We start from the raw sequence: 24,537 nt of genomic DNA on the forward strand, positions 1-24,537 counted from the left end.
ATAGTTTTATAAAACGCTTGTTAATACGCCACAGTTAAGCGTTTCATAGAAAACGATATAAATAATAATAATTAAAAAAAGAATGCAATACCTAATTAACGCAACCTGATTTCCGACGGTTTAAAGTGTTGCGTAAATCCATTTTGTTCCATAAGCCATTGTATGTTGTCTTGTTTCCATTTTGGCATGCGCGGATGGCAAATCACATCGAATGCTGCTTTCTTTAATGCAGGAAGTTTGAAAGGTACCTGTGAAAATTGGTTTTTATGGTCTTTTGCTGATATGACGAGGCGAAACTCTTTTTCGCTTTCAAATCCAACATCCTTTCGTAAGCCCACGTGTTTAACATTATACGCTACCTCTGTATTAATTTGTACGAGATCGACGTATTGTACTTTGCCGGAATAAGCACTTGAAAGAGGCATTTGCGCATCAATATCTACCAAGCTTTTTGCCGCGGCGGCAAGGAGGTAAGCTGGATTCAATTTAATGGCAACACTATCTTTATTACTATATAAATTCCACATCGCCGTGCTTTCGCGGAAGCCGATGAACCAACAACTTACAAAATGTTTCTGTTGAATAGCCGCATGTTGGCGATTTTCTTTAATAAGTAACAATGGATCATCTTCTTTTACACGGGATTTTTGCGCTATTAAGAAACGGACAGGCATACCTTCTAATACATCTTCGAAGGTGTCCATCCGGCTAAACATAATGGATTGGTTGTGCAAAAAGGATAGAAACTTATGAATATCCACATAGCGCCACAGCGATTCGTTAGGTGCGAGGTCGGCTAAACCTTGTAACATATTGTGTTGCAATGCTTCTACTTTCATACACATGAAATTACTAAATACAATGAAGAAATATACATGCCTGGGAATTCTTTGAAAGCAACGCCATGAAGCCATAGTGGTGCTTTTTACGCTTAAAATTTTGGGCTGTTAATTTTTGGTTAACACGAGGGATTCTATATCATTCACCCCCTTATTCCATGCGTTCACAAAATTGAAATATTATATATGAATTGGGTGCATATCTTTGACATGGTTTTTCATAGGATATGGTTAAAATAATTGAAGGCAGTATTCTTACTGCCTTTTCCTTTTATACCTAATTAATGTTTTTCGAGCAGTTCGATTCTATTCCCAAAGGGATCGAAAATAGAGAAACGGGTTTGACCCGGTATTGGGATTTCATCTTTCACCACCATCCCTTTATCCAGAAAATATTTTCTTACGCTTTCAATATCAATTACTTCAAATGCAGGGTGACGTTTAGAGGGGCTTTGATTAGCTTCTTCGCCAATGTGTAGTTCAATATCACCCATGGCAAACCACATACCTGGTCGATTCGCTAAAGGTTCAGGACGATTTATTTCCTTCAACCCCAACACGCCGCTATAATAAGCGCGCGCCTGTTCTCCTGCTCCTGGTGGAATACAAATCTGTACATGGTGTACCCGCTTAAACGTAATCATTTCACTGCTGTTTTTCGGGCACGAATGTAAAGACTTGCTAAATTTTAGCAAAATCCTTTTATAACTGCACCCAGCTTTAATCTACAGCGTAAGTTTGTAAATGCAACCACAAAGCCAGTTCTTGTAAATAGGTTTGAACCAAGTAATTATGTTCACCGAAGCAATTCGCCGTTGCTGTAAGCTCTTGAAATTCGCGTACATCATTTAAATAGAGGTCAACAAGTGCTTGTTTCGCCACCGGTGAGGAATATTGCTTCTGGGTTTGTAATAAGGCCTGTAAGCCCCATGTTTCACGTGGCACATATCCCGGGATTGCATTAATTTCTAATCCTATCAACATAATCCTATTGCTCAAAGTTATCAAGCGTTGGAAAAGACTATGTTGTAGCACCGCTTGAGGTAAAACATTCTCCATGGCTACCTCTAAAAAATCGATCCATAATTTTGCTGTACTAGCTTGTTCGCAATGATAGAGGTAATGTGGGAATAATGGACGAGCGCTTGTATTATTTAATCCTGCTTTCCACCGAATACCGGCTAAATACTCCCGTAAATGATAGTTAAAGCGGTTAATCCAAGCGGGTGTTACAAAATGCTGCATCTCGTTATAGAACTTGGCTAGTAATTGACAGAGCTCATCAAAGCTACTACCGCCATCTTCACCGCTAATAATATGTTCGTAGCATTGGTGCACGGGCATAAGTTGCGTGGGAGAATAAAAACTGTAGAGATCGTTGTTGAGGATAAGCCAAGTATACAGGCGACTAAAAGCCAACAAACGTTCGAAACAAGCTGTGGGAAAGGTGTTGGCAATGAACTGTCCTATTTGCATGTTGTGGTAACGAATACGATCTTGTTCATCAATAAAATCGTACCCAGCTAGTTGCTGATCAACTTCCAGTTGTAAAGCTTGACCATACAAGCGTATTAACTGCGCTGCATTGTGTTGAATTGTAGGCATGGCGGTAATTTTTTACTTAAGGAACACAAGGTTTCGGTTAGGGCTACTTCTATCTAATTGTTGTGGATAGGAGATAGTCTTTCATACTGTTTATACACGCGGGGGTTAGGTCTAACAAATTACTTCGTTCGGCTGAATTGTTATATCAGTTCTAGGTTTCATCATGAAATTTAATATCCCCTTAACAGTTCATATAACTTGAATTTGTTGCTAAAGAATGACAGTCAATTCACTGTCAACAATAAATAATCTTACTTACTTTTGCCCGGTACGTCAAACACTCGGTATGTCATTTTTTTATATCAAAGCGCTGCATATAATTTTTATTGTTACTTGGTTCGCGGGCATGTTTTACATCGTGCGTTTATTCGTATATAATACGGAGGCGAATGAAAAGAGTGAGCCAGAGAAGGGAATTTTGCAAGCGCAGTATAAAATTATGATGAAGCGTTTGTGGTATGGTATTACTTGGCCTTCGGCAATATTGACGTTGATATTGGGTCCTACAACTCTTTACTTATATAGTAATACGATTCCTGCTTGGATGTGGGCGAAATTGGGGTTCGTTTTATGTTTATATGCTTATCATTTATTCTTACATAAAATCTTCAAAGAAGAATCAAAAGGCATCTTCAAATTATCTTCCACGCAATTACGTGTATGGAACGAAATAGCAACGATTTTACTCGTTGCTATTGTATTCCTTGTTGTAGTTAAAAGTTTATTGAGTTTTGTATGGGGATTAATAGGCTTATTAGCATTTACTTCATTATTAATGCTTGCTATTAAAATTTATAAACGTTCCCGTGATAAAAAATCTAAATAGCTTTACTGTATTGGTTTATAGCGCCAATTCCATTCGGTTGAAATACATCAAAAGCGTTGCAAATATTCCGAATAAAATGATGCCCTAGCGGTGTTACAATTACTTTTTTATTGTCTTTCAAAACCACCAACCCATCTTCTTCTAATAAAGTAAGTTTCGGTAACACTTTATTCGTAATAATTTCTTGATAAGGATGTTTATCAATGATGGTCATTCCTTTACAAGCAATGTCTAAAATATGTTTACGAAAAACTTTATCAATATCATTCAAATAATATCCTTTTACAACCGGTAATTCTCCTGCATCAATAGCTTTATAGTAAGGAGCTAAGTCCTTTACATTTTGTACATATGCAACACCTGCATCGCTAATACTAGATATACCGAGTGATAAAAGTAAGGAGCTGTTTGTTGTAGTGTACCCCATGAAATTTCGATGTAACTTTCCTTGTTCATATGCTTTGTATAATTCATCTCCAGGTAAAGCAAAATGGTCCATCCCAATATCGGTGTAACCTGCATTGGTAAGAACTTCTTTTCCTAATCTGTACAGTTGCATTTTCAGATCTGCAGAAGGTAAATCCATTTCCGTGAAAAGTCTTTGTGCTTTGGATTTCCATGGAACGTGTGCATAATTATAGAAGGCGATTCGATCGGGTTTTAAAGCCAATACATCTTCGAATGTTTTGCGCATGCTATCCACATTTTGGAAAGGCAGACCATAAATCAAATCGAAGTTAACAGACGTGAAACCTATACTGCGTGCAGTTTCTGTAGCAATGCGTACATTTTCCATAGGTTGTACCCGGTTAATCATTTTTTGTACAAGTGGATCACTGTCTTGCACACCATAACTTACTCTTCTGAAGCCCATTTGATACAATGCTTTCAAGTGTTCGGCGGTCGTGTTATTTGGATGTCCTTCGAAGCTAAAAGCATGTTGTGGATGAATGATGGCATCGGAGAATATACGGGTAAGTAAATCGACTAGGTTTTCGGGGGAAAAGAAGGTAGGGGTACCACCACCTAAATGAACTTCTCGAATGATGGGGGTTTGCGTCATCAACCTAGTATACAATTTCCACTCGCGTACAACAGCATCGATATAAGTATTTTCTACATAATGTTGACGTGTTATTTTCTTATTACAACCGCAATAAGTGCACAACGATTCGCAAAAAGGTAAATGTATATAGAGGCTTAAACCTTCTCCTGTGTTGTGAATATTGAATTGTTCGCTAAAAACTTGTCGCCATTTTGAAGTGCTGGTTATTTCGTGCCAGTTTGGTACGGTGGGGTAGCTCGTGTAGCGAGGTACCGGTACATTGTATTTCGTTAAAAGTTGTTGCATCCCTGTGATCATAGCATCCATTCATTTAATGATGCTAAGGTAGATGCTTATGCTAAGGCAGTAGAACGGGTTAGTCAACTGGTGAGATGATTTTCATCAGTTTTTCAGCTGATAAATTCACACGTTTTAGGGGTTTTTAGCGTGCCATTGGAAATTGATACCTGCGCTGTACAATTTTGTTTGTCCATACCCGATTCTTCCTAGTGGAAGTTTTACATACGGCTGTACGCTCCATTTATAGCGGTTTTCGTGTTTATGTTCATATGTAATACCAAAATTTAATAAAGCAAAGTAATGCTGGTTATCGGCGTATTTTGTAACTGTTTTCTCGGTGTAGTTGGTATAATAATAATCGTACTTTTCCTTTACCATAAACAAACTTGAAGCGCCTACTGTTGCACCCCATGCATGATTCGTATTTTGCTTCCAGAAATAAGTAACATCAAGTGGTACTTCAATAATATCACAATTAGCAGCTATGCTTTTTACGTAGGAAGCCTGGTAGGTATTTAACACTTTATAATCTTTGGCAGTTCCGGCGTAAAGTTTTTTATTATATACGATAGCAGCGCCAAGCATCCAATGTTTGTTTAGATAATACTGCATGTTCAAACCTGCGTTTAGTTCTAGCTTACCGTATGTCATGGAACTGGGTGCATTATAACCTAAGCCGGCAACAATGCCATAAGCCAAACCTTTACGCGGTTCGGGATCTTTTTCAATAGTTGTTGTTGAATCTGTTTGTAGTGGTGAATGATGTTTTCTTTGAATAGATTGATCGAAATTGTATGCCAGTTCTTTACTATTAATTTTACCAAAATTCAGCAAACGACCTTTATTAACACTATCAATTATTGACATATCAATAATATTATTTACTGATTTTATGTTTGTCGTTGATGTATCAATAATTTGTTTAGAAGTGTTAATATTTTCCCCATCAATTAGTGCAATTACTTGTTGCAGTGTATCTCTATAAGCCTTTACTGTTGTGCTTTTCGGGTGATCGTATTTTTGAACAACAATTGTTTCTTCGCTATTATGTGCAGTAATTTCTACATTGGGAGTTGATATAGTCGGCGTATTATTTGGAATGGTGGTTGTAGCTGTAGGTATATCATTTTGGGATGAAGCGTCTATATTATATTCAACGATGTTATTATTGTGATGAGGTAAATGCCAAACATAATATACCGTAGTACATAATAGTAAACACAGTATTGCACCACCTGTTAACCACCAGAAAATAGGGTAGCGGCGTTTACGGTTCAATGCATCAAGTTTCTGTTCCATTTTTAGCCAAGCATCAGCATCGAATGGGAACTCACCTTCATTGAGTTTATTACGGATTATATCGTCAAATTGATCACTCATTTCTTTTCAAATACAATATCATTCGCCGTTGAAATGCCCGGCTGGTAATAGTTTGTGTTGATAGCTATTTTTTCTTTTAGTATTTTTTTTGCTTTGAATAAATTGGATTTAGAAGTGCCTTCTGAAATCCCCAATAAGCCGGCAATTTCATGGTGTTGAAAGCCTTCCATCACGTATAAATTAAATACGGCGTTATAAGCCGGGGGCAGGCTTTGTACAAGCGTTAATAACTCGGCATAAGATAGTTTCTGTAAGGCTAATTCATCGTTCGAACTTTGCACTTCTGGGATATGCGCTACATCCTCGCCAATTACTAAGCGCTTTTTCTGTCGTAAATAATCGATGGCCGTATTCGCAATAATTTTCGATAACCAAGTTTTAAATGGCCGTGTTGTATCAAATTTTTGGATGTTTGTAAAGACTTTCAAAAAACCATCATTCAATATTTCAATCGCCTCTTCTCGCTGTTGCACGTAACGCATGCAAATGCCCATAGCATACCCGAAAAATTGTTTGTACAATTCTTCCTGGTTGCTTCGCTTTCCTTGCAAGCATCCTTGAATGATATCGTCTAAAGTCTGCACGCGCTTCTTAAAAATTTTTGACCATGCTACGAATTCCAAATTTTAATTTTTCGCTGCACAATTTCATTCACCATTTATCATTCGCACGAATACGACGAATTTCCTGCATGTTTATACGGATACTTGGTAAAATAGGTTGCCTGTGCTTATAATTTTTCTTCTATTTTAACTTATCGACACTAAGGCTATTTTTAGGCGTTTTAAGAGAGGGGAGTGGCTTTAGATAAAAACATATTACCCACCAGTCGATCATCGATTTAATAAGAGATAATGAGGTCGTTTTTTCTGCAAAAACATCATTTTTTTATCATTTTACAAGTAAAACGATTTTGATAGATTGTAATTGTCGCCTTAAGAAAAAAGCTGGGTATAAATACCCAGCTTTTCAAAATTATATTTATTGAAGTTTTACGGAAAATTATCTTCCCATATATACCATTAGGATTTGAACATCACTTGGATTCACACCACTAATTCGACTTGCTTGTCCTAATGTGCGTGGTTTAATTTTCAAAAATTTCTGGCGTGCTTCGGCAGATAAAGAAACCAACTTCGAATAATCAAATGAATCGGGGATGATCAAGTCTTCTAATTGACTCATTCTTTTTACAAGTTCATTTTCTTTTTCGATATATACTTCGTATTTGATTTGGATTTCTGCTTGTTCTAAAGTATCCCGGTTGAATTCAGCCAATGCTTGTTCTAATTTCGGCACCGCATTTTTCATTGCAAAAATATCCATCTGCGGGCGCAATAAAATTTGGTAAGCACGTTGACGTTGGGTCAAAGGAGCAGAACCTTTTTCTTCAAGCATGTGGTTAATCTCTTCAGGATCTATTGGTAGCTCTTTCAAGATGTTTTTGATCTTCACCACACCATCTTGCTTTACACGTACTTTTTCCATTCTTTCTTCAGAAGCTAACCCGAGGTTGTAGCTTCTTTCAGTTAAACGAAGGTCGGCATTATCTTGGCGGAGTAGGGTTCTGAATTCAGCACGACTCGTAAACATACGGTAAGGTTCGTCAGTACCTTTATTAATCAAATCGTCGATCAATACCCCGATATAGGCTTCACTTCTTTTCAAAACAAAAGGATCTTGACCTTTAGCTTTCAAAGCAGCATTAATACCTGCCATCAAACCTTGACATGCAGCTTCCTCATAACCGGTAGTACCATTTATTTGGCCAGCGAAGAAGAGGGAGCTAATATGTTTCGTTTCTAATGAGAATTGTAATTGTGTAGGTGGAAAGTAATCATACTCGATCGCATATCCTGGACGGAACATTCTTGCATTCTCAAAACCAGGCACCATTTGCAACGCTTTGTACTGCACATCTTCAGGTAATGAAGTAGAGAATCCATTTACATAGATCTCCACTGTATTAAAACCTTCAGGCTCTACGAATAATTGGTGACGGTCTCTTTCTGCGAAACGGTTGATCTTGTCTTCAATAGATGGACAATATCTTGGTCCTACACCTTGAATTCTTCCTTGGAACATAGGTGAACGATCAAAACCAGTACGCAACATCTCGTGCACTTTTTCACTAGTGTAAGTAATCCAGCAACTACGTTGTTCGGTCGGTTTAATCTTCTCTACATCTAAATAGGAGAAACCAACAATGTCGTCATCACCTTTTTGTTCTTCCATTTTAGAATAGTCCAAACTCCTACCATCGATACGAGGAGGAGTACCCGTTTTTAATCGATCGCTTTCGAAACCAAGTTCAACGAGTTGTTCGGTAATTCCTGTTGCAGCTTTTTCTGCAACACGACCACCACCGAAAGTTTTATCTCCAATGTGAATGACACCATTCAAGAAAGTACCATTTGTAAGAACAACAGCTTTTGCTTTGATTTCATGCCCCAAGCCAGTAATTACACCATAACAAACACCATCTTTCACAAGAAGGCCTTTTACCATGTCCTGGTAAAAATCTATATTCTGGGTATTTTCAAGAGCTTCGCGCCATTTAGCCGCAAACAACATGCGATCGTTTTGCGTACGAGGACTCCACATAGCGGGTCCCTTAGAACGGTTCAACATTCTAAACTGAATCATGGACTGGTCGGTAACAATACCAGAATAACCACCCAAGGCATCTATCTCGCGAACAATTTGTCCTTTTGCAATACCACCCATTGCAGGGTTGCAACTCATTTGAGCGATAGTTTGCATGTTCATGGTCACAAGTAAAACCTTTGACCCCATGTTGGCAGCAGCAGCAGCAGCTTCACAACCAGCATGACCTGCACCAACCACTATAACATCGTAAGTAGGAAACATACTTATAAATTGAAGATGCAAAATTACACATTAGTCAACAAGAAAAATCATAAAAATGAATTGTAGTAAAAGAGTGATAAAATGATGAGAAAGTAAATGTTCCACGTGGAACATATTCTAAGAATAAAGCAGGTTATATCTCCTTTTAATATCTTTAATTCATAAATGTTCCACGTGGAACATTTATGAAAATGGGTAAGATTGAGTTAAAAGTAAAGATATTAACTCTATAGGAAATTGGAGAGAGCACTAGCGTTATAACTATTTAAGGTAAAGCCCAAAGAAGAAATTCTTACATCTGCATCCACGACCAACAAACTCAATTCACAATAAAATCCCATTAAAAATAGACACGCTTAAAAATACATTTCAACTATATCTTCTCTAATTAATTCACGCAAGGAACAGCTGTAAAATATAGTTCGTTTGATAATGACAAATTACTATTCTATGGATTAAAGAAGGGGGCTAATATTCTGAATTCAATTTTAAATAAAATTTCATAGTCAAACCTTTAAACCCTAATCTTCTATACAGTCTAGTAATGCTAAACTACCCTAGAATTTGTTTAGAATTATCATATTGGGGTTAGAAGAGATGCTAAGTTTGAGGAGTGGGATGGCAAAAATTAAGATCGAATTCAATACAAAAAAGGTAGGTACTCGCGTCTCTCATTAAAAGAAAAAGCAGCAACCTAACTTTAGATTACTGCCTTAAAAAAAGTTGTTCTCGAAAATCCTAAGCAAAATATAAAGCTAGGTATTCATCTTCTTTCTTACGCATGAGTTCTTCTTCTTCTTCGGTTTTGTCGCCAAACCCACAAAGATGCAATGCTCCATGGAAAATAACACGGTGCAATTCGTGGTTAAAGCTCACATTGAAGTTAGTCGCATTTTCCTCTACACGTTCTACACTTACATAAATTTCACCCTCCGTTATTTCCGGATCTGGCGATAACTCAAAAGTGATAATATCCGTGTAAGTATCGTGATCTAAAAACTCTTGGTTTACTTGCAAGAGATATTCATCTGTGCAGAATACATACTGCAACCCAGATAAACCTTGATTTTCACGTTTAAATAGGTCGGCTAAAAACTTCTTCAACCTTGTTTTATCCTCTAGAACTAATTTTACTTCGTGGTTTGAAAATCTTACTGCCATAATTGTAAGTTTAGGATTGTAAAAGTATAGTGAAAATTCGGTTTAGCGACCATTTCATTTTTGCATATTGATGATACTAAGGTACTTTTGCTAAGTAATTGCAAAGTGTATTTGTAACTATAGATTGGTAAATCACTTATTTCCTAGACAATGAAAAATGGCATGATCAAATTATCTTCACTTGGCATCGGTAAGAGTGCTGTGATTCGTGAATTCGAAAAGGATGATATTCACATTAAGCTCATGGAAATGGGTTGTGTTCCTGGTGAATATGTAAAGATTGAAAAAATAGCTCCATTGGGTGATCCAATTTCAATCATTGTAGCAGGCTATAATTTATCTCTTCGTAAAACAGAAGCGGACTTTATTTGGGTAGAAGAAGTTGAAGTTACTACTGCTAAATAATCTTAATAATTTCTCTTTATAAAAAGCGAATGTATCAATTGGTACATTCGCTTTTTTTATTGATTTATATGTTCTTATAAGAAGTTTTTGCTTATGCAAAAACAAAAAAATAAAAAATTTTGACTCTTCACAACATTAAAACCCACAAAAAATCTAGAAAATAAATGAGCTGGGTAAAACTAAATTGTTCCGTATAAATAATACTTCCATTTTCAACATACAGTTTTTAAAAATGAAAGTTTTAAATTTATAATAGTTCGAAAAAGAAAATTCTTCATTACGCAATAGATCCACACTTTTTATTTATTCAATAAACAAACATCTTTTATCAACTTGTTAATCCACAAAATATGCTTGAATTAAAACAGCTTTTCTGCAATTAAAGCTATGATATCCTCAATTATTTAGAAAAAGGGGAAAAACAAAAAGCAACAATGTGTTTTCCACAAATAAATAATAGAAAAGAAAAGAAATCATGTAAATGGGCCAGTTATCCACTTATAGACTATAAAAACTGAAAAAAATCGAAATTATAAGCGCTAAGTGTGGATAAGCTAGTCCTTTAAACTTAATAGCAGTAAGGATTTCCAGAATTAATTTATATAAAATCTACAAGCATATTTTTGAAGGCGTTAAGAATCCATTCCAAAATAAAACGACGCCATTACCCTTCCACAATTCAATATTTTTCATTCTCAGCTACTTCCATTTAAAGCTCCTGTGAATTAATCATCCAAATATTTCTAAACATATTTACAAACTATAGGAATCCATCTAAATCTCACGGCCTTAAAAAATGAAGGCTATGAGATTTAAATGAATCTAATAATCTAGGGGAACTTACGGACAATTTTACGGATAAAGCCTTCATTTTTAATGCCTTTGAGATTTGTAAAAAGAGAAAAATACTGTCACTACCACAAGAAAAATATCAGAATAAATTCTCCAAGGCTTTATTAAAAAGTGCACTGAAAATGATATGCTTATCCACATCCCAGGGTACCCACGAAAAAAATGTAAATATTTAATTCTCAACGCTTTAAAATAATGAGTCGTTTGAGAATTCCACAATAATTTCACATCAGATACTAGACTTATACACATAAATCTCAAGCCCTTCTTAAATGAATACAATGACAATTGCGCTAAAAGCCTTATCCCGTGGTAACCACAGGATATGTGTATAAAGTAAAATCTCAGGAGGTTAATTTTCCATTTATAATAAATTAAAACTCAAAATGAAGGCGCTGAGAATTGAATATTTAGGAAGAAATGGGGATATGTACGAGTTTATTCACGTATAAAAGCCTTAAATCACGCATTACCCAGGTATTTTCCACAGCTATTAACACCTGGTTCACATCTTATAATATATATGATGCTATTTTTAATACTGATTATCAACTAGTTACAAAATAACAAGTGTAAGTTACCCAGGTAAATACCAATTAACATGAGAATAATACAGGCAATAAAAAACCCTGTTAAGTGAATTACTTAACAGGGCTATGTGTATAAGAGTGAATTGTTATAAACCAGCTGCAGCACTAATTTCGAGCATAAGATCGATTGGCTTTTTTGCAGCTATACGTAAATTTTCGTCCATTGTAATTTCAGGTTGTTCATACTCCATACATAAGTATAACTTCTCTAGTGTATTGAGTTTCATGTGTGGACAATCGTTACAAGCACATGCATTATTAGGGGGAGCAGGGATAAAAGTTTTACTTGGGTTTTCTTTTTGCATCTGGTGCAAAATCCCAGTCTCAGTAACTACTATGAATTCTTGTGCTTCATCACGTTGACTGAATTTCAACAAACCAGTAGTAGATCCAATATAATCCGCGATGGCTAAGATTGGAGCTTCACATTCTGGGTGAGCAATGACCTTAGCTTTGGGGTGACGAGTTTTTAAGTTGATGATTTTTTCAAGTGAGAAAATTTCGTGCACCATACAAGCCCCGTTCCACAATACCATGTTACGACCAGTTTTCTTATTTAGATAAGAACCTAGGTTGCGATCAGGTGCAAAAATGATCGGTTGATCCTTTGGAAGGCTTTCGATTATTTTTTCGGCATTAGAAGAAGTACAAATGATATCGCTGAGCGCTTTGATACCTGCCGAACAGTTGATGTACGAAATCACTAAGTGATCGGGGTACTTCTCTTTGAACTTTTTGAAAAGCTCCGGGGGAGCACTGTCAGCAAGAGAGCAACCTGCTTTTAAATCAGGCAAAAGCACTTTTTTATGTGGATTTAGAATTTTTGCTGTTTCGGCCATGAAATGCACACCGGCGAATACGATAATATCAGCATCAGTTTTCGCAGCAGCTTGCGCGAGCCCGAGAGAGTCGCCAATATAATCGGCTACATCCTGAATATCGGGTTCTTGATAATAGTGTGCAAGCAAAACGGCATTCTTTTCTTTTTTCAACCGGGCGATTTCATCGAACAAATCCAGGCGCACATCAACAGGTACATCGAGGAACCCATTTTTTTGCAAATTTTTTTTTGCTTCCGTTAATGCCGTAATCATAACTATAAATTCTTTTTTAAATTTTTCAAAAAAATAAAGCCCACTACTATTAGGGATGTTAGTTTGTGGAAAGTGATCAGTCAAACACCATCACAAAGGTACTTGTTATTATATTTTTCTGTGCTATCCACACAAAATTAACAGGCAGTTTTATTGCTGCTATTGAATTTGAGCTACTTTATACACACTGTGGATTATTTTGGACGTGAATAACCACAATGTGGAATAACTCGAAAAAAAGTGTGGGAAATGTACCTTAAATTCGATCGCCAGGTAAGGAAATGATCCAGGCGAGAAAAACAAAAATATTTTTCCCTGCCTGGGAGCCGCAGTTTTCCCACCATTTTTCGACTTACCCAGGGGGTTATCAACAGCTTTTGTGAAAAAATCGACTTGGAAACCTGGGAAATGTTACCCTGGCAAAAAACGGGGTAATTTTAAAAAAATGTGATCTTTTTCCACAAAACGCTGTGAATTATTGTGTAAGTATAATTATTTTGTGGATATTGCTGAAGTCTTATAACCAGGCCTGGAGACCTACCACTGGCGGCTTATAACAACAATTTTAAACCTAATTTTTCAACCTTTATAAAAGCAAAGATTGTGGATAACGTGTGAACCGCCCCTATGCCTTAAAAGTGAGCAATCTCCCGAAATGCTTGCTAGTATTGGTTTTTAACCGATTTAAAGCTATTTTGCAGTTACAGTATTTTTATTTTATTTTTGCTTTCCTTTAAAATTTAGACTATATAATATATGTCAGTTATTCAGACTATCAGGGAAAAGTACGCTAAGATTATGGTTGCGATAATCATCTTAGCCATTTTAGGGTTCATCTTACAAGATGCCTTTTTTGGAAGAGGCGGTGGATTATTCAACCGTTCCACAACCGTAGGTAAAGTAGACGGCGAAGAGCTTTCTCAAAAGGAATATTTGGAGCTAACTGATTTAGCTGAAAGAAACTACTCACAACAAACTGGCCAAGCTTTAGGCGATGAAGGTCGTCAACAAGTTCGTGAACAAGTTTGGAACCAATTCATTTCTGAACAAGTAATGAATAAGCAATTCGAGAAATTGGGTTTAGTTGTTACTGAAGATGAGATCTCTGATCAATTTTTTGGTAAAAATCCAAATCCTCAAGTTGTACAATTATTTACTGATCCACAAACCGGTAAATTCGACCAAGCACAATTGCGTCAAATTGCTCAAAACGTTGCGCAAGATAAAACTGGCCAAGCTTCTGCTCAATTGAAATCTCTCGAAGATCAAATTGGTAAACAACAATTGTATAATAAATATACTACCCTCATTCACCAAGGTATCAATTACCCTAAATGGATGATGGAAATGGATGCTGCCGCTGCCGCAAATTCAGCTAACATTTCTTATGTTCAAGTTCCATACGCTTCAATCCCTGATAGCGACATCAAATTAACTGATGCTGAATTGAACGACTATATTCAAAAACACAAAGATCAATTCCAAACAGAAGAAAACCGCAGAATTGAGTTCATCTCTTTTAATGCAATTCCTTCTGTTGCTGATAGCTTAGCTGCTATTCAACAATTAAATGAATTGAAGGCAGAATTGGATAGCACTACAAATGCTACTGATGTTGCTAACTTGATTAATGCTAACTCTGAAACGAAGTTTTTCGATGGCTATGCTCCAGCTAGCATCGTACGTGTTCCAAACGCAGAAAGCATCGTGAACTTACCAGTTGGTGGTTCTTTCGGTCCTTACTACGATAACAACTTGATCACTTACGCTAAAATGGTTGATCGCAAAACTTTACCTGATACAGTTAAAATCCGCCACATTGCATTAAGCGCTCCAGCTGGCGATTCTTCAGCGAAAGCTCGTTTGGATAGCTTACAAGCTGTGATAAAAGCAGGTGGTAACTTTGCGGCTTTAGCTGCTGAGTTCTCACATGATAACGAAACAGCTAAAAACGGTGGTGAAGTAACAATCACGCCAAACGGTAACTATGTTGAAGAAGAAAAAGAATTTGCTTTGAGTGGTGCTAAAGGCGCGATGAAAGTGGTAAAAACTTCTTACGGTTATGCGTTAGTTGAAATCTTAGAACAAAAGAACTTCGGTCCAGCTATTAAGGTGGCTTATTTGTCAAAGAGAGTAGATCCTAGTGCTGCAACTGCAAGCGCAGCTTATGCAGAAGCTAGCGAATTCGGTACTAAAAACCGTGATCGTAAAACTTTCGAAAACACTATCCGCGAGAAAGGTTTGAACAAAGGTATTTCTGAAGATATTTACCCAATGGATTTCGTTGTGCCAGGTATCGGTTCTACTCGTGAATTAGTTAGATGGGTATACGGTGCAAAGATCGGTGATGTTTCTCCAGTTTTCTCCGTTGAAGATAAACACGTAGTTGCTGTATTAACTAACATCCGCACTAAAGGTACTTTAAGCTTAGATGAAGTTCGTCCTAGAGTAGAAGCGGAAGTTAGAAAAATTAAAAAGGCTGATAAAATCATCGCTAACTTAAAAACACCAGCATCAATCGAAGCAGCAGCACAAGCTACAGCTCAACCTGTAATGGCAGCTTCTAACATTAACTTTGCGGGTTATACTATCGAGGGTTTAGGTTTTGAACCACGTGTAATCGGTGCTTCTTTCAATAAAGCATGGGGTGTTGGTAAAGTTTCAGCTCCTATTGAAGGTTCTAACGGTGTATTTGTAGTGAAAGTAGATGCATATGTTCCATCTTCAATTCCTGCTCCTGAATACACATTGGCTCGTTCTGCATACGAACAACAAACGCGTCAACTTTGGAATTCAGCATTATTTAATGTTATTAAGAAGAAAGTAAATGTGGTAGATAACCGCGCTAAATTCTTCTAATAGAATATATTATACATTCAACAATGCCTCAACACTATGTTGGGGCATTGCTATTTTAGGACTTGTCATGAAATGTTAAAAACATCATTCCAACGCACCATCTCCTCGCTAAGGAAGAATGCTTGCCTGATTATTTCGTAAATTTGTAGCTATAAATTAGCATCATGGAAGAAATTGTTAATAAAGTCGCTCAGAGTGGTTTAATCACGATTGACCTTGAAAAATTTTACCCGGCAGAAGAAATAGTGACTTTCGATTTGAAAGGATATCTTTTTATGGAGTTGATTTTGAAGGAAAAAGATTTCCGTGCTGCGTTACTTACCACCGATTGGGAAGCATACCGTGGTAAGAATGTTGCTATTACATGCACAGCTGATGCTATTATACCGGTGTGGGCATATATGTTAGTGGTTTCTTATTTGGAACCTGTTGCAAATTATGCTACATATGGTGATGAAGCTGTTTTACAACATACACTCTTTTTAAAGAATCTTGCTACCATTAATCCGCAAGATTATATTGATGCGCGGGTTGTGATAAAAGGCTGTGGTGATAAGAATATCAGTGCTTCGGCTTATGTGGAAATCACAAGATTGCTGCGACCAGTAGTTAAAAGTATTATGTACGGAGAGCCTTGCTCTACTGTACCTGTTTATAAAAAGAAATAATTGCAGTGCCTGTAAACCCAATCAGGCATTGTTTCCCACCTTATTGTCCCTATCTCCTGCGATTCAAAAAAGGATATTATGCAGATAAAAAAACTGATAGGAAGTATTGCGCTCATTGGATTAGCTACTTATTTGTTACCCTCATGCGGAGGTTGCAATAAAAATCAACAACCTACCAACGAATCTTCATCTAAAACAGAAGAAAATAACGCCCAAGGTGCCGATTCACTCGATTACTATATCGAACATAACCTAATTACCTGGAAAGGGTGGGTAGATACTGCTTTACACCGCGAATTTAATCTCGATTCTCTTAATCAAGTTACAGTCGATTCTGTTAGAAACCCATTTACAACAGTAATGACACAAGAACGCTATGATGCTTATGCTCCATATTTCGTGTATAATAAGGAGAAAACAATGGCCATTGATATGGTGAGTTATGGCAATGTTTTAGAGAAAGATGTTAATGGTAAACCTCGCTTACTGGGTGGAGATCCCGATTCAGAAGTTGCGATTTTAGATGTGGCATCAAAAGTTCGGTTAAGAATTCTGTTCGTAGGCCCAAGTATAACAATCAAAGAAGTGAATTGGATCAACGACCATGAAATTATCATCGGTGGAATTGAAGCAGATGAACATGGTTTGTTGCGACCAGTAGCATGGAAGTATAATATGGAAACTTCTGAACTATTAAATTGGTCGGCGAATTAGAACCACCTTCTTTTCCTAAAGAAAATAATCATCCCGATAAGAATTATTAACATAACTCCTAGGGTGATGTAATAACCAAATCGAGTTCGTAACTCGGGCATATTTTCGAAGTTCATCCCATAAATACCGGCAATAACGGTTAGAGGCGCCATTAGTGTTGTTACAACAGCCAACACTTTCATGATTTCATTAAGTTTAAGGCTATTTTGCGTATGGTATAGTTCCTGCAGATTAACAACCATATCACGGTAGTTATCCACAAGATCATTTGCTTGAACAATATGATCATACACATCTTTAAAGTATTTCTCTGTCCGTTCTTGCAGCAAATCATTTTCAGATTTTATCAACCCATTAATTACTTCGCGAACAGGTGCGATAGCGCGTTTAAGATATAGTGCTTGTGTACGTGTATGGTTAATTTGAACGAGTGTACGTTTATCGGGGCGATGAGGAATTATATCTTCGAGTATCTCGATTCTTTCACCGAGCTTATCCATTACCACGAAGTAATTATCAACTATGATGTCCAAGAGAGCATATAGTAAATAATCTGCTTTTGCCCCGCGGAGTTTAGAATTAGCTATTCGCAAACGTTCGCGGATTGGATTGAAAACATCTCGATTTGGATCATCTTGAAAGGAAATCACAAAATTTTTTCCCAGTACGAAACTTACTTGCTCTTGCTCTACTTCAGCTGTTTGATCATTAAAATAGATCATCGGCAATAAACAAAATAGTATGTTGTCAATTTCATCCATTTTTGCACGTTGCCCAACACTTAGAATATCTTCTGTTAACAATGGGTGAATCCCAAAATGCTGAGATATATTATTTACGCTGGCTTTGTTAATACCGTCGACATTTATCCACTTTACTTTGTTATTGCCATTATGTACAAAACAGTCTTCCTCACAAGTGTAACTTTTCTCCTTTAGCGCCTCCTCATTGTATTCAAATACGGTAATAATAATCTCCTTTGCTTCAACGCGTGTGGCAACGCTATTAATAGGATTGAAGTTCATAATACGCTGCTTCCGCCTTGATTTGAAAACGGAAAACATATCTGCGATTGGAATGAGCGGACGAATAGCCATTTACGTAAAAAATTTCTATGTTGAAAATTACGAAATAATATAGCATGCAAACAAAATGCCCTCTTCAAAGAGGGCATATGTACTTGTAAAATAGTAAGGAGGAATAAAGAATATTTTTAGAATTTCGGAAGATTGATAACAGGGGAATTTACATTCGATGTATGCTCGAAAGTATCGCCCGCTTTAGCATTGGCGGGTTTGAAGCCGGCAGTCCATAAATAAAACCATTGCTGCTCTGCACCGCCACCATAATCGAGCCTATCCTTTGCCCTAGCCGTAGCATCGTTGGAGAACTTAGCTTGATTTAGTGGATACCATTTACCTTCTGCTGTTTTAATCCAATGATTACCATAATAAGCCTTACATGAAATATTTCCGTTTTCAAATGAAAAATTTTCTAAAAAGGAGTAGAGATTTTTCATGTATTGCCCATCCTTAGGAGCACGGAAGCTGGCTACAAGTTTCCATTCTTTATGCTCAGGAACATAGAAATAAGCCGTATAGGTTGTGTACGTATCTTCCGGAACACTGTGCATCAGGAAACGATAAGTACTATCGGCTTGCCAATTGTACACCCAATGACTATGCCCCCCGGTACCTTCTCCGCCAAAACCATGTGCAACTACTTCATCACCTTTTGCAAGTAAGGTAACTTGGTCTTCATATCTCACTTTATCCCGTGTTTCTGGTTCTCCACCAGCATCCCAAACCGAAAAAATTACACGTCGTTCGGTAGCGCTGTTTACTTGTATACCAAAATATCCACGATGGAACCCACAACTCATATAATACGTTCCAATCTTATCTTCTCCAGTCGGCACCTTAATTTCACCATAAAACCACTCAACTTTTTCATTTGCTGGAGGTGTGTATTTTAAATGTACTGATGCCGATCTTCTCCATGGTTTTGGATTGTACTGAATATCTTTAGTGGCAGTACCTTCTAAAATAACCCCACGTATATCAGCAAAGGTTTTTCCTGTTTTCGTAAGTCCAGTTATGGTTATATCGTAAAACCCGGCTTTCTTTATCTCTGTTTGTAAAACAGGGAGCTTTGTGTAGTCATTAAGGCTACTTAGCTTAACCTGCTTACTCACCCCGTTGGTGATTACTTTTAAGGAAGCTCCCGTAGATTTCGCATCGAGCGAGATATTAAGCTTTCCCGGGTTGCTGATATAACAATAGAACTTCACTTCTGCTTGGGAACTCTCCCAGTTTTCCACACCACGATGTTCATCAATAACAATTCCTTCTTCTAAAGGCGAAGCATATGCAGTAAAGCCAGGAAGTGTAACGCTTTGTGCGCTTGTAGTAAGCGCGTAGATACAGAGCAGGAGGGCTGTGCCGAGTTTTTTCATAAATACGTGTTTAAAATACACTTCAAATAAAACCTTAAACAAGCCGGGATGCAAATGTTGAAGTAGAATTTTACATTTTGCTGAGAGTTTCTAGTTAGTTCAGCTGTACCATGATTATTTCATTGCCGTACAAATCGGCGAAGTGAATGTATTGACTAGAAGGATCGCTTTTTAAAGGACGAATAATCTTCACTTGGTATTCGTCTAAGAGGGTAAGGAATGCTTGCATATCATTTGTGTACATAACCAGTGCTGGTTGATCGCCAGTTTGTTGGCCAACCAGCTGCTTTTGAGTTTCATCTTCAGCTAATAAAAACCAAATTCCTAGGTGACGATCATCAAATCCAATATGTAAAAAGCGTTGCCCAGTTTCAGTTGTTTGTTGGAAAAGAATGCGAGCGTTGAGAACTTTAGAATAAAAATCAAGCGCATCATCGTAATCGTGCACAAGGATTACTACGCGACCAAGAGTAATTTGCATGGTGTATCGAACATTTATGCTGGAATAATTAAACATTGTACCCAATTCACAAATGAAAGGGAGAAAACACGAATCAATTTATTTACTTCTCGCATCGTGCTATCATTCTCTTCAATAACCCCTAATTGTTTTACCACACCGTTTTCCACAATACCATAATACTTGCTGTTGGTTGTTTCCAAAGAAAACCCATTTTCAACGTAACCTTCATGTCCTTGAAATGAAATGCTACCAGGCTCACTTACCTGCAACACAGCCATTAGTTGTTCCAAGGAAATATATAATCCAGGTAAACCGATGGTTTTACGAACATGAATATTTTTAAACGCACGGTGATCATCGTCTATTTCTTTACTGAAATTCATCCATATTTCTTTAATCTCATCTACTTCTTCACCAACTAAAGCAAGTTTGCGTGGATGAATGAATTCTTTTTGTCGCCATTCGTCTTCGTGTAAGAATAGTGTGAATGAGGAGAAAGGCGCTTCTTGCACAAGCATCGGGATTTCATTCGAGATAGTAGGTAAAGAGTAAAGAATATTACTAGGAGGAAGGGGCGTACTGATTTTTTTTAGGTGCAAAACCAATTCCTTTGAAGCAATAAAATCGCTTGCTTGGCTAGGGGTTGCTTCAATTACTTGCCATTGTTCATGCCCAATTTGCAAAGTATTATTATCATCGAATGAAGGAGGCAATTGGTTGGCCGCAATGGAAGTTTCGCCAAACGGTTCCCCGTTTTCAACATTGATAAAAATTACATGGATGTTCTGGTCGTAGGACATAATGAATAAGATATAAGTTGTGCGATTTGCAACAACTGGTTGATAGTTAATGCGTATTCAAAGGCTTTCCGCTATTAGGGTTGTTTGGTCTATAAAAATAACAGCTATTTTTATTAGATGCAAGTCCATAATCGTATTCAAGCACATCTTCCTTTAAAAGTCAATACCAGCCGGGATCTTCATCATATTAATTTAACCTTTCCTCGGTTTTTTATACTTGATTTTCACGTTTGCAACACCTGCTTGGGTTAAATCAATTTTCTTTGCCGCTTTTTTCGACAAATCAATGATTCTTCCAGGAGCAAAAGGACCACGATCGTTGATAGTAACCGTAACGGTTTTACCATTGGTTAAGTTGACCACTTTTACGCGTGTACCAAATGGTAAAGTTTTGTGTGCAGCAGTATTCTTGTTTTGACTGAAACGTGCGCCACTAGCGGTTTTTCTCCCTTCAAATTTATCGGCATAATAAGAAGCTTTTCCGCTTTCTGTTATTTTCGGGCTACAAGAAGCAATAGAAAAAGCAATCGTGGCAAACAAAACTCCTTTGGCAATCAATAAACGTCCTTTCATATGGTGCTTTATACATGAAGAACAAATATAATGTAATTGTATCTTAAGCGTTCAGAACATCTTGCAAAACTTCATTCTTATTTCGCAAGTCGATACCATTTTCTAAAATTGATTTAAGGTTAGCCATGTAAAATACCCAACCTGCCATGCAACCGAGATGCAGCGTGGTTTTTCCTTCTTCAGTAACTGGAATATTAGATTGTACCAGTTCTAAAATAGTTACATGATGCTCCTTAATAATCTTGATTTCAACAAGGCAGCCACAAAAAGAGAATTGTATTGAATCGTGGTGATTGGTGTAGAAAACCTCGCCGATTTCAAAAGTTTCATCATTGTAACCAAACCAACGCCATTTATAGCGATCACCCATTTCGATTTGATCATATTTATTTCGCCGGGTTTGCTGTAGCGAGGTGAATTGGGCACTTCTTAGAAACCACTTCTCAAGTCCAGCTGGTGTAGCCCAAGCTAGAAAAATGTCGCGTGCACTTGCATTGATGGGAATACGTTTTCTAAATTGGCTCCAGTCGTACTGCATAAGAAGGAATTTTTGTACTTATGCTTGAAAAACAAAACCAACCCTTAAAGAGTTGGTTTCGCAGTTATAATTTCCTTTGCATGATAGCATCATTCATAAAAAAGCCATTTCCAATATCTATATCTTCTTCACCAACTTTTTCGAAGCCCACTTTTTCATAGAATTTAATGGCCCTGTTATCCCGGTTTACATTCAGAGAAATATAGTCTTGATGAGCTATACGACCAATTTCACAAACTTCATCCATTAACAATTGACCAGCTTTTTTGCCTTGCATTTCCGGGAGCACATAAATCTTGTGCAGTTTGATGACGGGCGTACCTTTGTAGTTGATTTCGTAAGCAGCATAACCAGCAGGTTTTTCGTCCTCTAGAATAAGAATGTACTTATGCTGTAACTCAGTCATTTGCTTTATGATAGCAGCATCGCTGTACATCATATCGAGCATATATGTGATTTGCTCTGTTGATAAGATATGTCCAAAGGTATTTGGCCAAGTATTTTTGGCAATAAATTGTATTGTAGGAATATCTTCTTGGTGTGCGGGAGTGATACGTAACATCTGTTTCCGGTTATGATGAATAAATATGTGTCCTTTATTTCTTCAGCAAATTATGCACGGCCGTTAATTGTGCTGGCGTTACCTGGTTTTTATGATAGCATAAATACAATGTATTTGTAACAGGAGCATATCCTGGCCATATTTTAACAAGTTGTTTTTGTTTAAGGGCCGACTTAACGAGGTATTCTGGCAATATACTTAATGCTTTTGATGTGGCGATTGCTTTTGCGATGGTGTCGAGATCTGGTATGATGAACGACGGTTGTATAGCAGGGCGTTTCTGAAAGTTAATCAGCCAAAACCGGCGAATAAGTGCAAGATCACTGCTATAGGCGAGCCATTTTTGTTGCTTGAGCCAATTTTCTGTTTTTTGTGAATCACCGCTGGCGACCAGTTTTTTGAAGGGTTGGATATTTAATTTGGGGCTACTGACTAAAACGAGCTTCTCGGTGAAAATAGGTTCGCTGGCAAAATTGGAATTATCCATTGCATAATTCGAAAACACAAAATTGAGTTGCGATTTCTCCAACTTCGCTAAAAGGTCATTAGTTAACCCAAACTGAAAATTTATTTGAAATCCCGATTTCGCAATTCGTGAAGCAACCATTGCATGAAAAAATTCGCGTGGTGCACCAATCGAAATTGTGGGCTGTTGCTTAATAATATTTTTATGAAAAGAATTCTCAACAGACTCCAACGTTTCAAGCGCTCCCACTATCTTCGTATATAACACTTTCCCATAATGTGTCGCAATCATTTTTCGCGCCGTCCTCTCAAATAATTCGACGCCGATATAATTTTCAAGTGCAGCTAAATGTTGACTAACATTCGGCTGCGTGATTGCCAATTCTTTCGCTGCGCCGGTGAGCGTTCCCGCTGTATATATCGCTTTAAAAGTGCGATACCATTCTAGGTTAACCATAAAAAATAACTATAAAAAATTTTATAGATAGCTATAATTCATATTATTTTCTTTATGACTCAAAAACTGCCAGCTTTGCAAATATAACATTCACAAAAAAGATAAAAAAATGATGTTACAACGTAGCATAAAACAATTCTGGCAAACTAGTGTAATACTTATAATGCTTTTATTATCAAGCATTACAGGATTTTCATTCAATAAAGAATTAATCATGAAAAAAAGAATCTTATTTGTATTAACAAGTCATGGTGAAATTGGAAATACCGGTGAAAAAACTGGATTTTGGTTATCTGAAGCTTCCCATCCTTGGGCAGCATTTAAAGAGGCAGGTTATGATATAGATTTTGTAAGTCCACAAGGAGGAATGCCGCCAATTGATGGCAATGATTTAAAAGATCCCGAAAATGCAGCATTTATGGCAGATGCAAAAGTAAAGGATGCGCTTGCACATACCAAAACCCCGTCCAGCATAGATTACAAAGCATACGATGCTATATTTTATGTCGGGGGCCATGGTACAATGTGGGATTTCCCAGGAAATAAGGATTTAGCTCAAATTGCCGCGAAAATATACGAGCAAGGGGGAATTGTTTCCGCTGTTTGTCATGGCCCTGCCGGGTTATTAAATATCAAATTATCGAATGGCGATAATTTGCTTAAAGGTAAGCGCGTAACGGGTTTTACGAATAGTGAAGAAACTGTGCGTGGTTTAGCTAAGGTTGTTCCTTTCTTATTGGAAGATGAATTGAAAGCCCGTGGTGCTCAATACGTTGGAACAGAAAATTGGGCAGATCATATTGAAGTAGACGGAAGATTAATTACAGGGCAAAATCCAGCTTCAGCGAAAAGTGTAGCAAAAGCTGTTATTAAAGCCCTTGAAAGTAAATAAGAATAGAAAGTTAGGATTCCTTTATAATACTATTTGCACTTGTTGATGTTATTCACATCACAAGTGCATTTTTTATTACTGTTTGATGTATTGTTTACTACGATTCGAAAAAAAACGTATTGG

At 37.1% G+C, this 24,537-nt stretch carries 23 protein-coding genes; 6 read left to right on the forward strand and 17 right to left on the reverse strand.

Features of this window, described 5'->3' with window-relative positions; translation table 11 throughout:
* Positions 1-95: 95 nt before the first annotated feature.
* The 3 genes from LX64_RS22900 to LX64_RS22910 all read right to left on the reverse strand — a co-directional run bounded on the left by LX64_RS22900 (position 96) and on the right by LX64_RS22910 (position 2,444).
* A complete protein-coding gene (locus LX64_RS22900) occupies positions 96-839 on the reverse strand; it encodes a hypothetical protein (RefSeq protein WP_111600032.1) in 744 nt (247 codons plus the stop codon).
* Positions 840-1,120: 281 nt separating this feature from the next.
* Positions 1,121-1,483 (reverse strand): VOC family protein, encoded by a 363-nt coding sequence (locus LX64_RS22905; protein ID WP_111600033.1) that lies wholly within the window; start codon positions 1,481-1,483, stop codon positions 1,121-1,123.
* A 76-nt stretch (positions 1,484-1,559) separates the two neighbouring features.
* Complete coding sequence (locus LX64_RS22910; RefSeq protein WP_111600034.1) at positions 1,560-2,444, reverse strand: terpene synthase family protein; 885 nt, start codon at positions 2,442-2,444, stop codon at positions 1,560-1,562.
* A gap of 286 nt (positions 2,445-2,730) precedes the next feature.
* On the opposite strand from LX64_RS22910, the gene LX64_RS22915 reads away from it, so the two are divergent.
* Entirely contained in the window at positions 2,731-3,270 is a 540-nt protein-coding gene (locus LX64_RS22915; RefSeq protein WP_111600035.1) for a CopD family protein, read from the forward strand.
* Here LX64_RS22915 and hemN read toward each other — a convergent pair.
* The 5 genes from hemN to ybeY form a co-directional block, all read right to left on the reverse strand.
* On the reverse strand, positions 3,263-4,633 hold the full coding sequence (hemN, locus tag LX64_RS22920; RefSeq protein WP_245952793.1) for an oxygen-independent coproporphyrinogen III oxidase: 1,371 nt from the start codon (positions 4,631-4,633) through the stop codon (positions 3,263-3,265). The two genes, LX64_RS22915 and hemN, sit on opposite strands and share 8 nt — an antisense overlap.
* Before the next feature lie 114 nt (positions 4,634-4,747).
* Complete coding sequence (locus LX64_RS22925; protein WP_111600037.1) at positions 4,748-5,995, reverse strand: outer membrane beta-barrel protein; 1,248 nt, start codon at positions 5,993-5,995, stop codon at positions 4,748-4,750.
* Complete coding sequence (locus LX64_RS22930; RefSeq protein ID WP_211324877.1) at positions 5,992-6,579, reverse strand: RNA polymerase sigma factor; 588 nt, start codon at positions 6,577-6,579, stop codon at positions 5,992-5,994. Before LX64_RS22930 ends, LX64_RS22925 begins: the two co-directional genes overlap by 4 nt.
* A 418-nt stretch (positions 6,580-6,997) precedes the next feature.
* Positions 6,998-8,866, reverse strand: a complete 1,869-nt coding sequence (mnmG, locus tag LX64_RS22935) for a tRNA uridine-5-carboxymethylaminomethyl(34) synthesis enzyme MnmG (RefSeq protein WP_111600038.1) — start codon at positions 8,864-8,866, stop codon at positions 6,998-7,000.
* 738 nt (positions 8,867-9,604) lie between these two features.
* Entirely contained in the window at positions 9,605-10,027 is a 423-nt protein-coding gene (gene ybeY, locus LX64_RS22940; protein ID WP_111600039.1) for an rRNA maturation RNase YbeY, read from the reverse strand.
* A gap of 162 nt (positions 10,028-10,189) precedes the next feature.
* Between ybeY and LX64_RS22945 the strand changes: the two genes are divergently transcribed.
* Positions 10,190-10,432 carry a FeoA family protein gene (locus LX64_RS22945; RefSeq protein ID WP_245952795.1) on the forward strand — a complete coding sequence of 81 codons (243 nt, stop codon included), beginning with the start codon at positions 10,190-10,192 and terminating at the stop codon, positions 10,430-10,432.
* 1,528 nt (positions 10,433-11,960) lie between these two features.
* On the opposite strand, the gene nadA is transcribed toward LX64_RS22945, so the two are convergent.
* Positions 11,961-13,052, reverse strand: coding sequence for a quinolinate synthase NadA (gene nadA / locus LX64_RS22950; RefSeq protein WP_245952796.1), 1,092 nt, complete (start codon positions 13,050-13,052; stop codon positions 11,961-11,963).
* 672 nt (positions 13,053-13,724) lie between these two features.
* Here nadA and LX64_RS22955 point away from each other — a divergent pair.
* The 3 genes from LX64_RS22955 (at position 13,725) to LX64_RS22965 (ending at position 17,209) form a co-directional block, all read left to right on the forward strand.
* On the forward strand, positions 13,725-15,827 hold the full coding sequence (locus tag LX64_RS22955; protein WP_111600042.1) for a peptidylprolyl isomerase: 2,103 nt from the start codon (positions 13,725-13,727) through the stop codon (positions 15,825-15,827).
* Positions 15,828-15,991: 164 nt separating this feature from the next.
* Entirely contained in the window at positions 15,992-16,495 is a 504-nt protein-coding gene (locus LX64_RS22960) for a DUF2480 family protein (protein ID WP_111600043.1), read from the forward strand.
* A gap of 78 nt (positions 16,496-16,573) precedes the next feature.
* Complete coding sequence (locus tag LX64_RS22965) at positions 16,574-17,209, forward strand: hypothetical protein (RefSeq protein ID WP_111600044.1); 636 nt, start codon at positions 16,574-16,576, stop codon at positions 17,207-17,209.
* Here the strand turns inward: LX64_RS22965 and corA are convergent.
* The 8 genes from corA to LX64_RS23005 all read right to left on the reverse strand — a co-directional run bounded on the left by corA (position 17,206) and on the right by LX64_RS23005 (position 23,522).
* Positions 17,206-18,306: a magnesium/cobalt transporter CorA gene (gene corA, locus LX64_RS22970; protein ID WP_111600045.1), complete on the reverse strand. Its 1,101-nt coding sequence runs from the start codon at positions 18,304-18,306 to the stop codon at positions 17,206-17,208. The genes LX64_RS22965 and corA overlap by 4 nt on opposite strands.
* A gap of 116 nt (positions 18,307-18,422) precedes the next feature.
* Positions 18,423-19,664, reverse strand: a complete 1,242-nt coding sequence (locus LX64_RS22975) for a DUF3472 domain-containing protein (RefSeq protein WP_111600046.1) — start codon at positions 19,662-19,664, stop codon at positions 18,423-18,425.
* Between the two features lie 94 nt (positions 19,665-19,758).
* A complete protein-coding gene (locus LX64_RS22980; RefSeq protein ID WP_158538719.1) occupies positions 19,759-20,145 on the reverse strand; it encodes a VOC family protein in 387 nt (128 codons plus the stop codon).
* Positions 20,146-20,159: 14 nt separating this feature from the next.
* Positions 20,160-20,927 carry a hypothetical protein gene (locus LX64_RS22985; RefSeq protein ID WP_111600048.1) on the reverse strand — a complete coding sequence of 256 codons (768 nt, stop codon included), beginning with the start codon at positions 20,925-20,927 and terminating at the stop codon, positions 20,160-20,162.
* Between the two features lie 192 nt (positions 20,928-21,119).
* The gene (locus LX64_RS22990) at positions 21,120-21,500 is read right to left on the reverse strand and encodes a septal ring lytic transglycosylase RlpA family protein (RefSeq protein WP_111600049.1); all 381 of its coding nucleotides are present in this window, start codon (positions 21,498-21,500) and stop codon (positions 21,120-21,122) included.
* Positions 21,501-21,543: 43 nt separating this feature from the next.
* Entirely contained in the window at positions 21,544-22,038 is a 495-nt protein-coding gene (locus LX64_RS22995; protein WP_111600050.1) for an SRPBCC family protein, read from the reverse strand.
* A gap of 64 nt (positions 22,039-22,102) precedes the next feature.
* Positions 22,103-22,600, reverse strand: a complete 498-nt coding sequence (locus LX64_RS23000) for a GNAT family N-acetyltransferase (protein ID WP_111600051.1) — start codon at positions 22,598-22,600, stop codon at positions 22,103-22,105.
* 34 nt (positions 22,601-22,634) lie between these two features.
* A complete protein-coding gene (locus LX64_RS23005) occupies positions 22,635-23,522 on the reverse strand; it encodes a LysR family transcriptional regulator (protein ID WP_111600052.1) in 888 nt (295 codons plus the stop codon).
* A gap of 109 nt (positions 23,523-23,631) precedes the next feature.
* Between LX64_RS23005 and LX64_RS23010 the strand changes: the two genes are divergently transcribed.
* Positions 23,632-24,414: a type 1 glutamine amidotransferase domain-containing protein gene (locus LX64_RS23010; protein WP_211324878.1), complete on the forward strand. Its 783-nt coding sequence runs from the start codon at positions 23,632-23,634 to the stop codon at positions 24,412-24,414.
* Positions 24,415-24,537 lie beyond the last annotated feature (123 nt).

Origin of the sequence: Chitinophaga skermanii (assembly GCF_003259335.1) — a bacterium.
GTDB classification, from domain to species: Bacteria; Bacteroidota; Bacteroidia; order Chitinophagales; family Chitinophagaceae; genus Chitinophaga; species Chitinophaga skermanii.

Excerpts from the sequence above, each read along its gene's own strand:
- LX64_RS22900 (WP_111600032.1), bottom strand. The coding sequence starts at position 839 with ATGAAAGTAGAAGCATTGCAACACAATATGTTACAAGGTTTAGCCGAC.
- LX64_RS22905 (WP_111600033.1), bottom strand. The coding sequence starts at position 1,483 with ATGATTACGTTTAAGCGGGTACACCATGTACAGATTTGTATTCCACCA.
- LX64_RS22910 (WP_111600034.1), bottom strand. The coding sequence starts at position 2,444 with ATGCCTACAATTCAACACAATGCAGCGCAGTTAATACGCTTGTATGGT.
- LX64_RS22915 (WP_111600035.1), top strand. The coding sequence starts at position 2,731 with ATGTCATTTTTTTATATCAAAGCGCTGCATATAATTTTTATTGTTACT.
- hemN (WP_245952793.1), bottom strand. The coding sequence starts at position 4,633 with ATGATCACAGGGATGCAACAACTTTTAACGAAATACAATGTACCGGTA.
- LX64_RS22925 (WP_111600037.1), bottom strand. The coding sequence starts at position 5,995 with ATGAGTGATCAATTTGACGATATAATCCGTAATAAACTCAATGAAGGT.
- mnmG (WP_111600038.1), bottom strand. The coding sequence starts at position 8,866 with ATGTTTCCTACTTACGATGTTATAGTGGTTGGTGCAGGTCATGCTGGT.
- ybeY (WP_111600039.1), bottom strand. The coding sequence starts at position 10,027 with ATGGCAGTAAGATTTTCAAACCACGAAGTAAAATTAGTTCTAGAGGAT.
- LX64_RS22945 (WP_245952795.1), top strand. The coding sequence starts at position 10,190 with ATGATCAAATTATCTTCACTTGGCATCGGTAAGAGTGCTGTGATTCGT.
- LX64_RS22955 (WP_111600042.1), top strand. The coding sequence starts at position 13,725 with ATGTCAGTTATTCAGACTATCAGGGAAAAGTACGCTAAGATTATGGTT.
- LX64_RS22960 (WP_111600043.1), top strand. The coding sequence starts at position 15,992 with ATGGAAGAAATTGTTAATAAAGTCGCTCAGAGTGGTTTAATCACGATT.
- LX64_RS22965 (WP_111600044.1), top strand. The coding sequence starts at position 16,574 with ATGCAGATAAAAAAACTGATAGGAAGTATTGCGCTCATTGGATTAGCT.
- corA (WP_111600045.1), bottom strand. The coding sequence starts at position 18,306 with ATGGCTATTCGTCCGCTCATTCCAATCGCAGATATGTTTTCCGTTTTC.
- LX64_RS22975 (WP_111600046.1), bottom strand. The coding sequence starts at position 19,664 with ATGAAAAAACTCGGCACAGCCCTCCTGCTCTGTATCTACGCGCTTACT.
- LX64_RS22980 (WP_158538719.1), bottom strand. The coding sequence starts at position 20,145 with ATGCAAATTACTCTTGGTCGCGTAGTAATCCTTGTGCACGATTACGAT.
- LX64_RS22985 (WP_111600048.1), bottom strand. The coding sequence starts at position 20,927 with ATGTCCTACGACCAGAACATCCATGTAATTTTTATCAATGTTGAAAAC.
- LX64_RS22990 (WP_111600049.1), bottom strand. The coding sequence starts at position 21,500 with ATGAAAGGACGTTTATTGATTGCCAAAGGAGTTTTGTTTGCCACGATT.
- LX64_RS22995 (WP_111600050.1), bottom strand. The coding sequence starts at position 22,038 with ATGCAGTACGACTGGAGCCAATTTAGAAAACGTATTCCCATCAATGCA.
- LX64_RS23000 (WP_111600051.1), bottom strand. The coding sequence starts at position 22,600 with ATGTTACGTATCACTCCCGCACACCAAGAAGATATTCCTACAATACAA.
- LX64_RS23005 (WP_111600052.1), bottom strand. The coding sequence starts at position 23,522 with ATGGTTAACCTAGAATGGTATCGCACTTTTAAAGCGATATATACAGCG.
- LX64_RS23010 (WP_211324878.1), top strand. The coding sequence starts at position 23,632 with ATGATGTTACAACGTAGCATAAAACAATTCTGGCAAACTAGTGTAATA.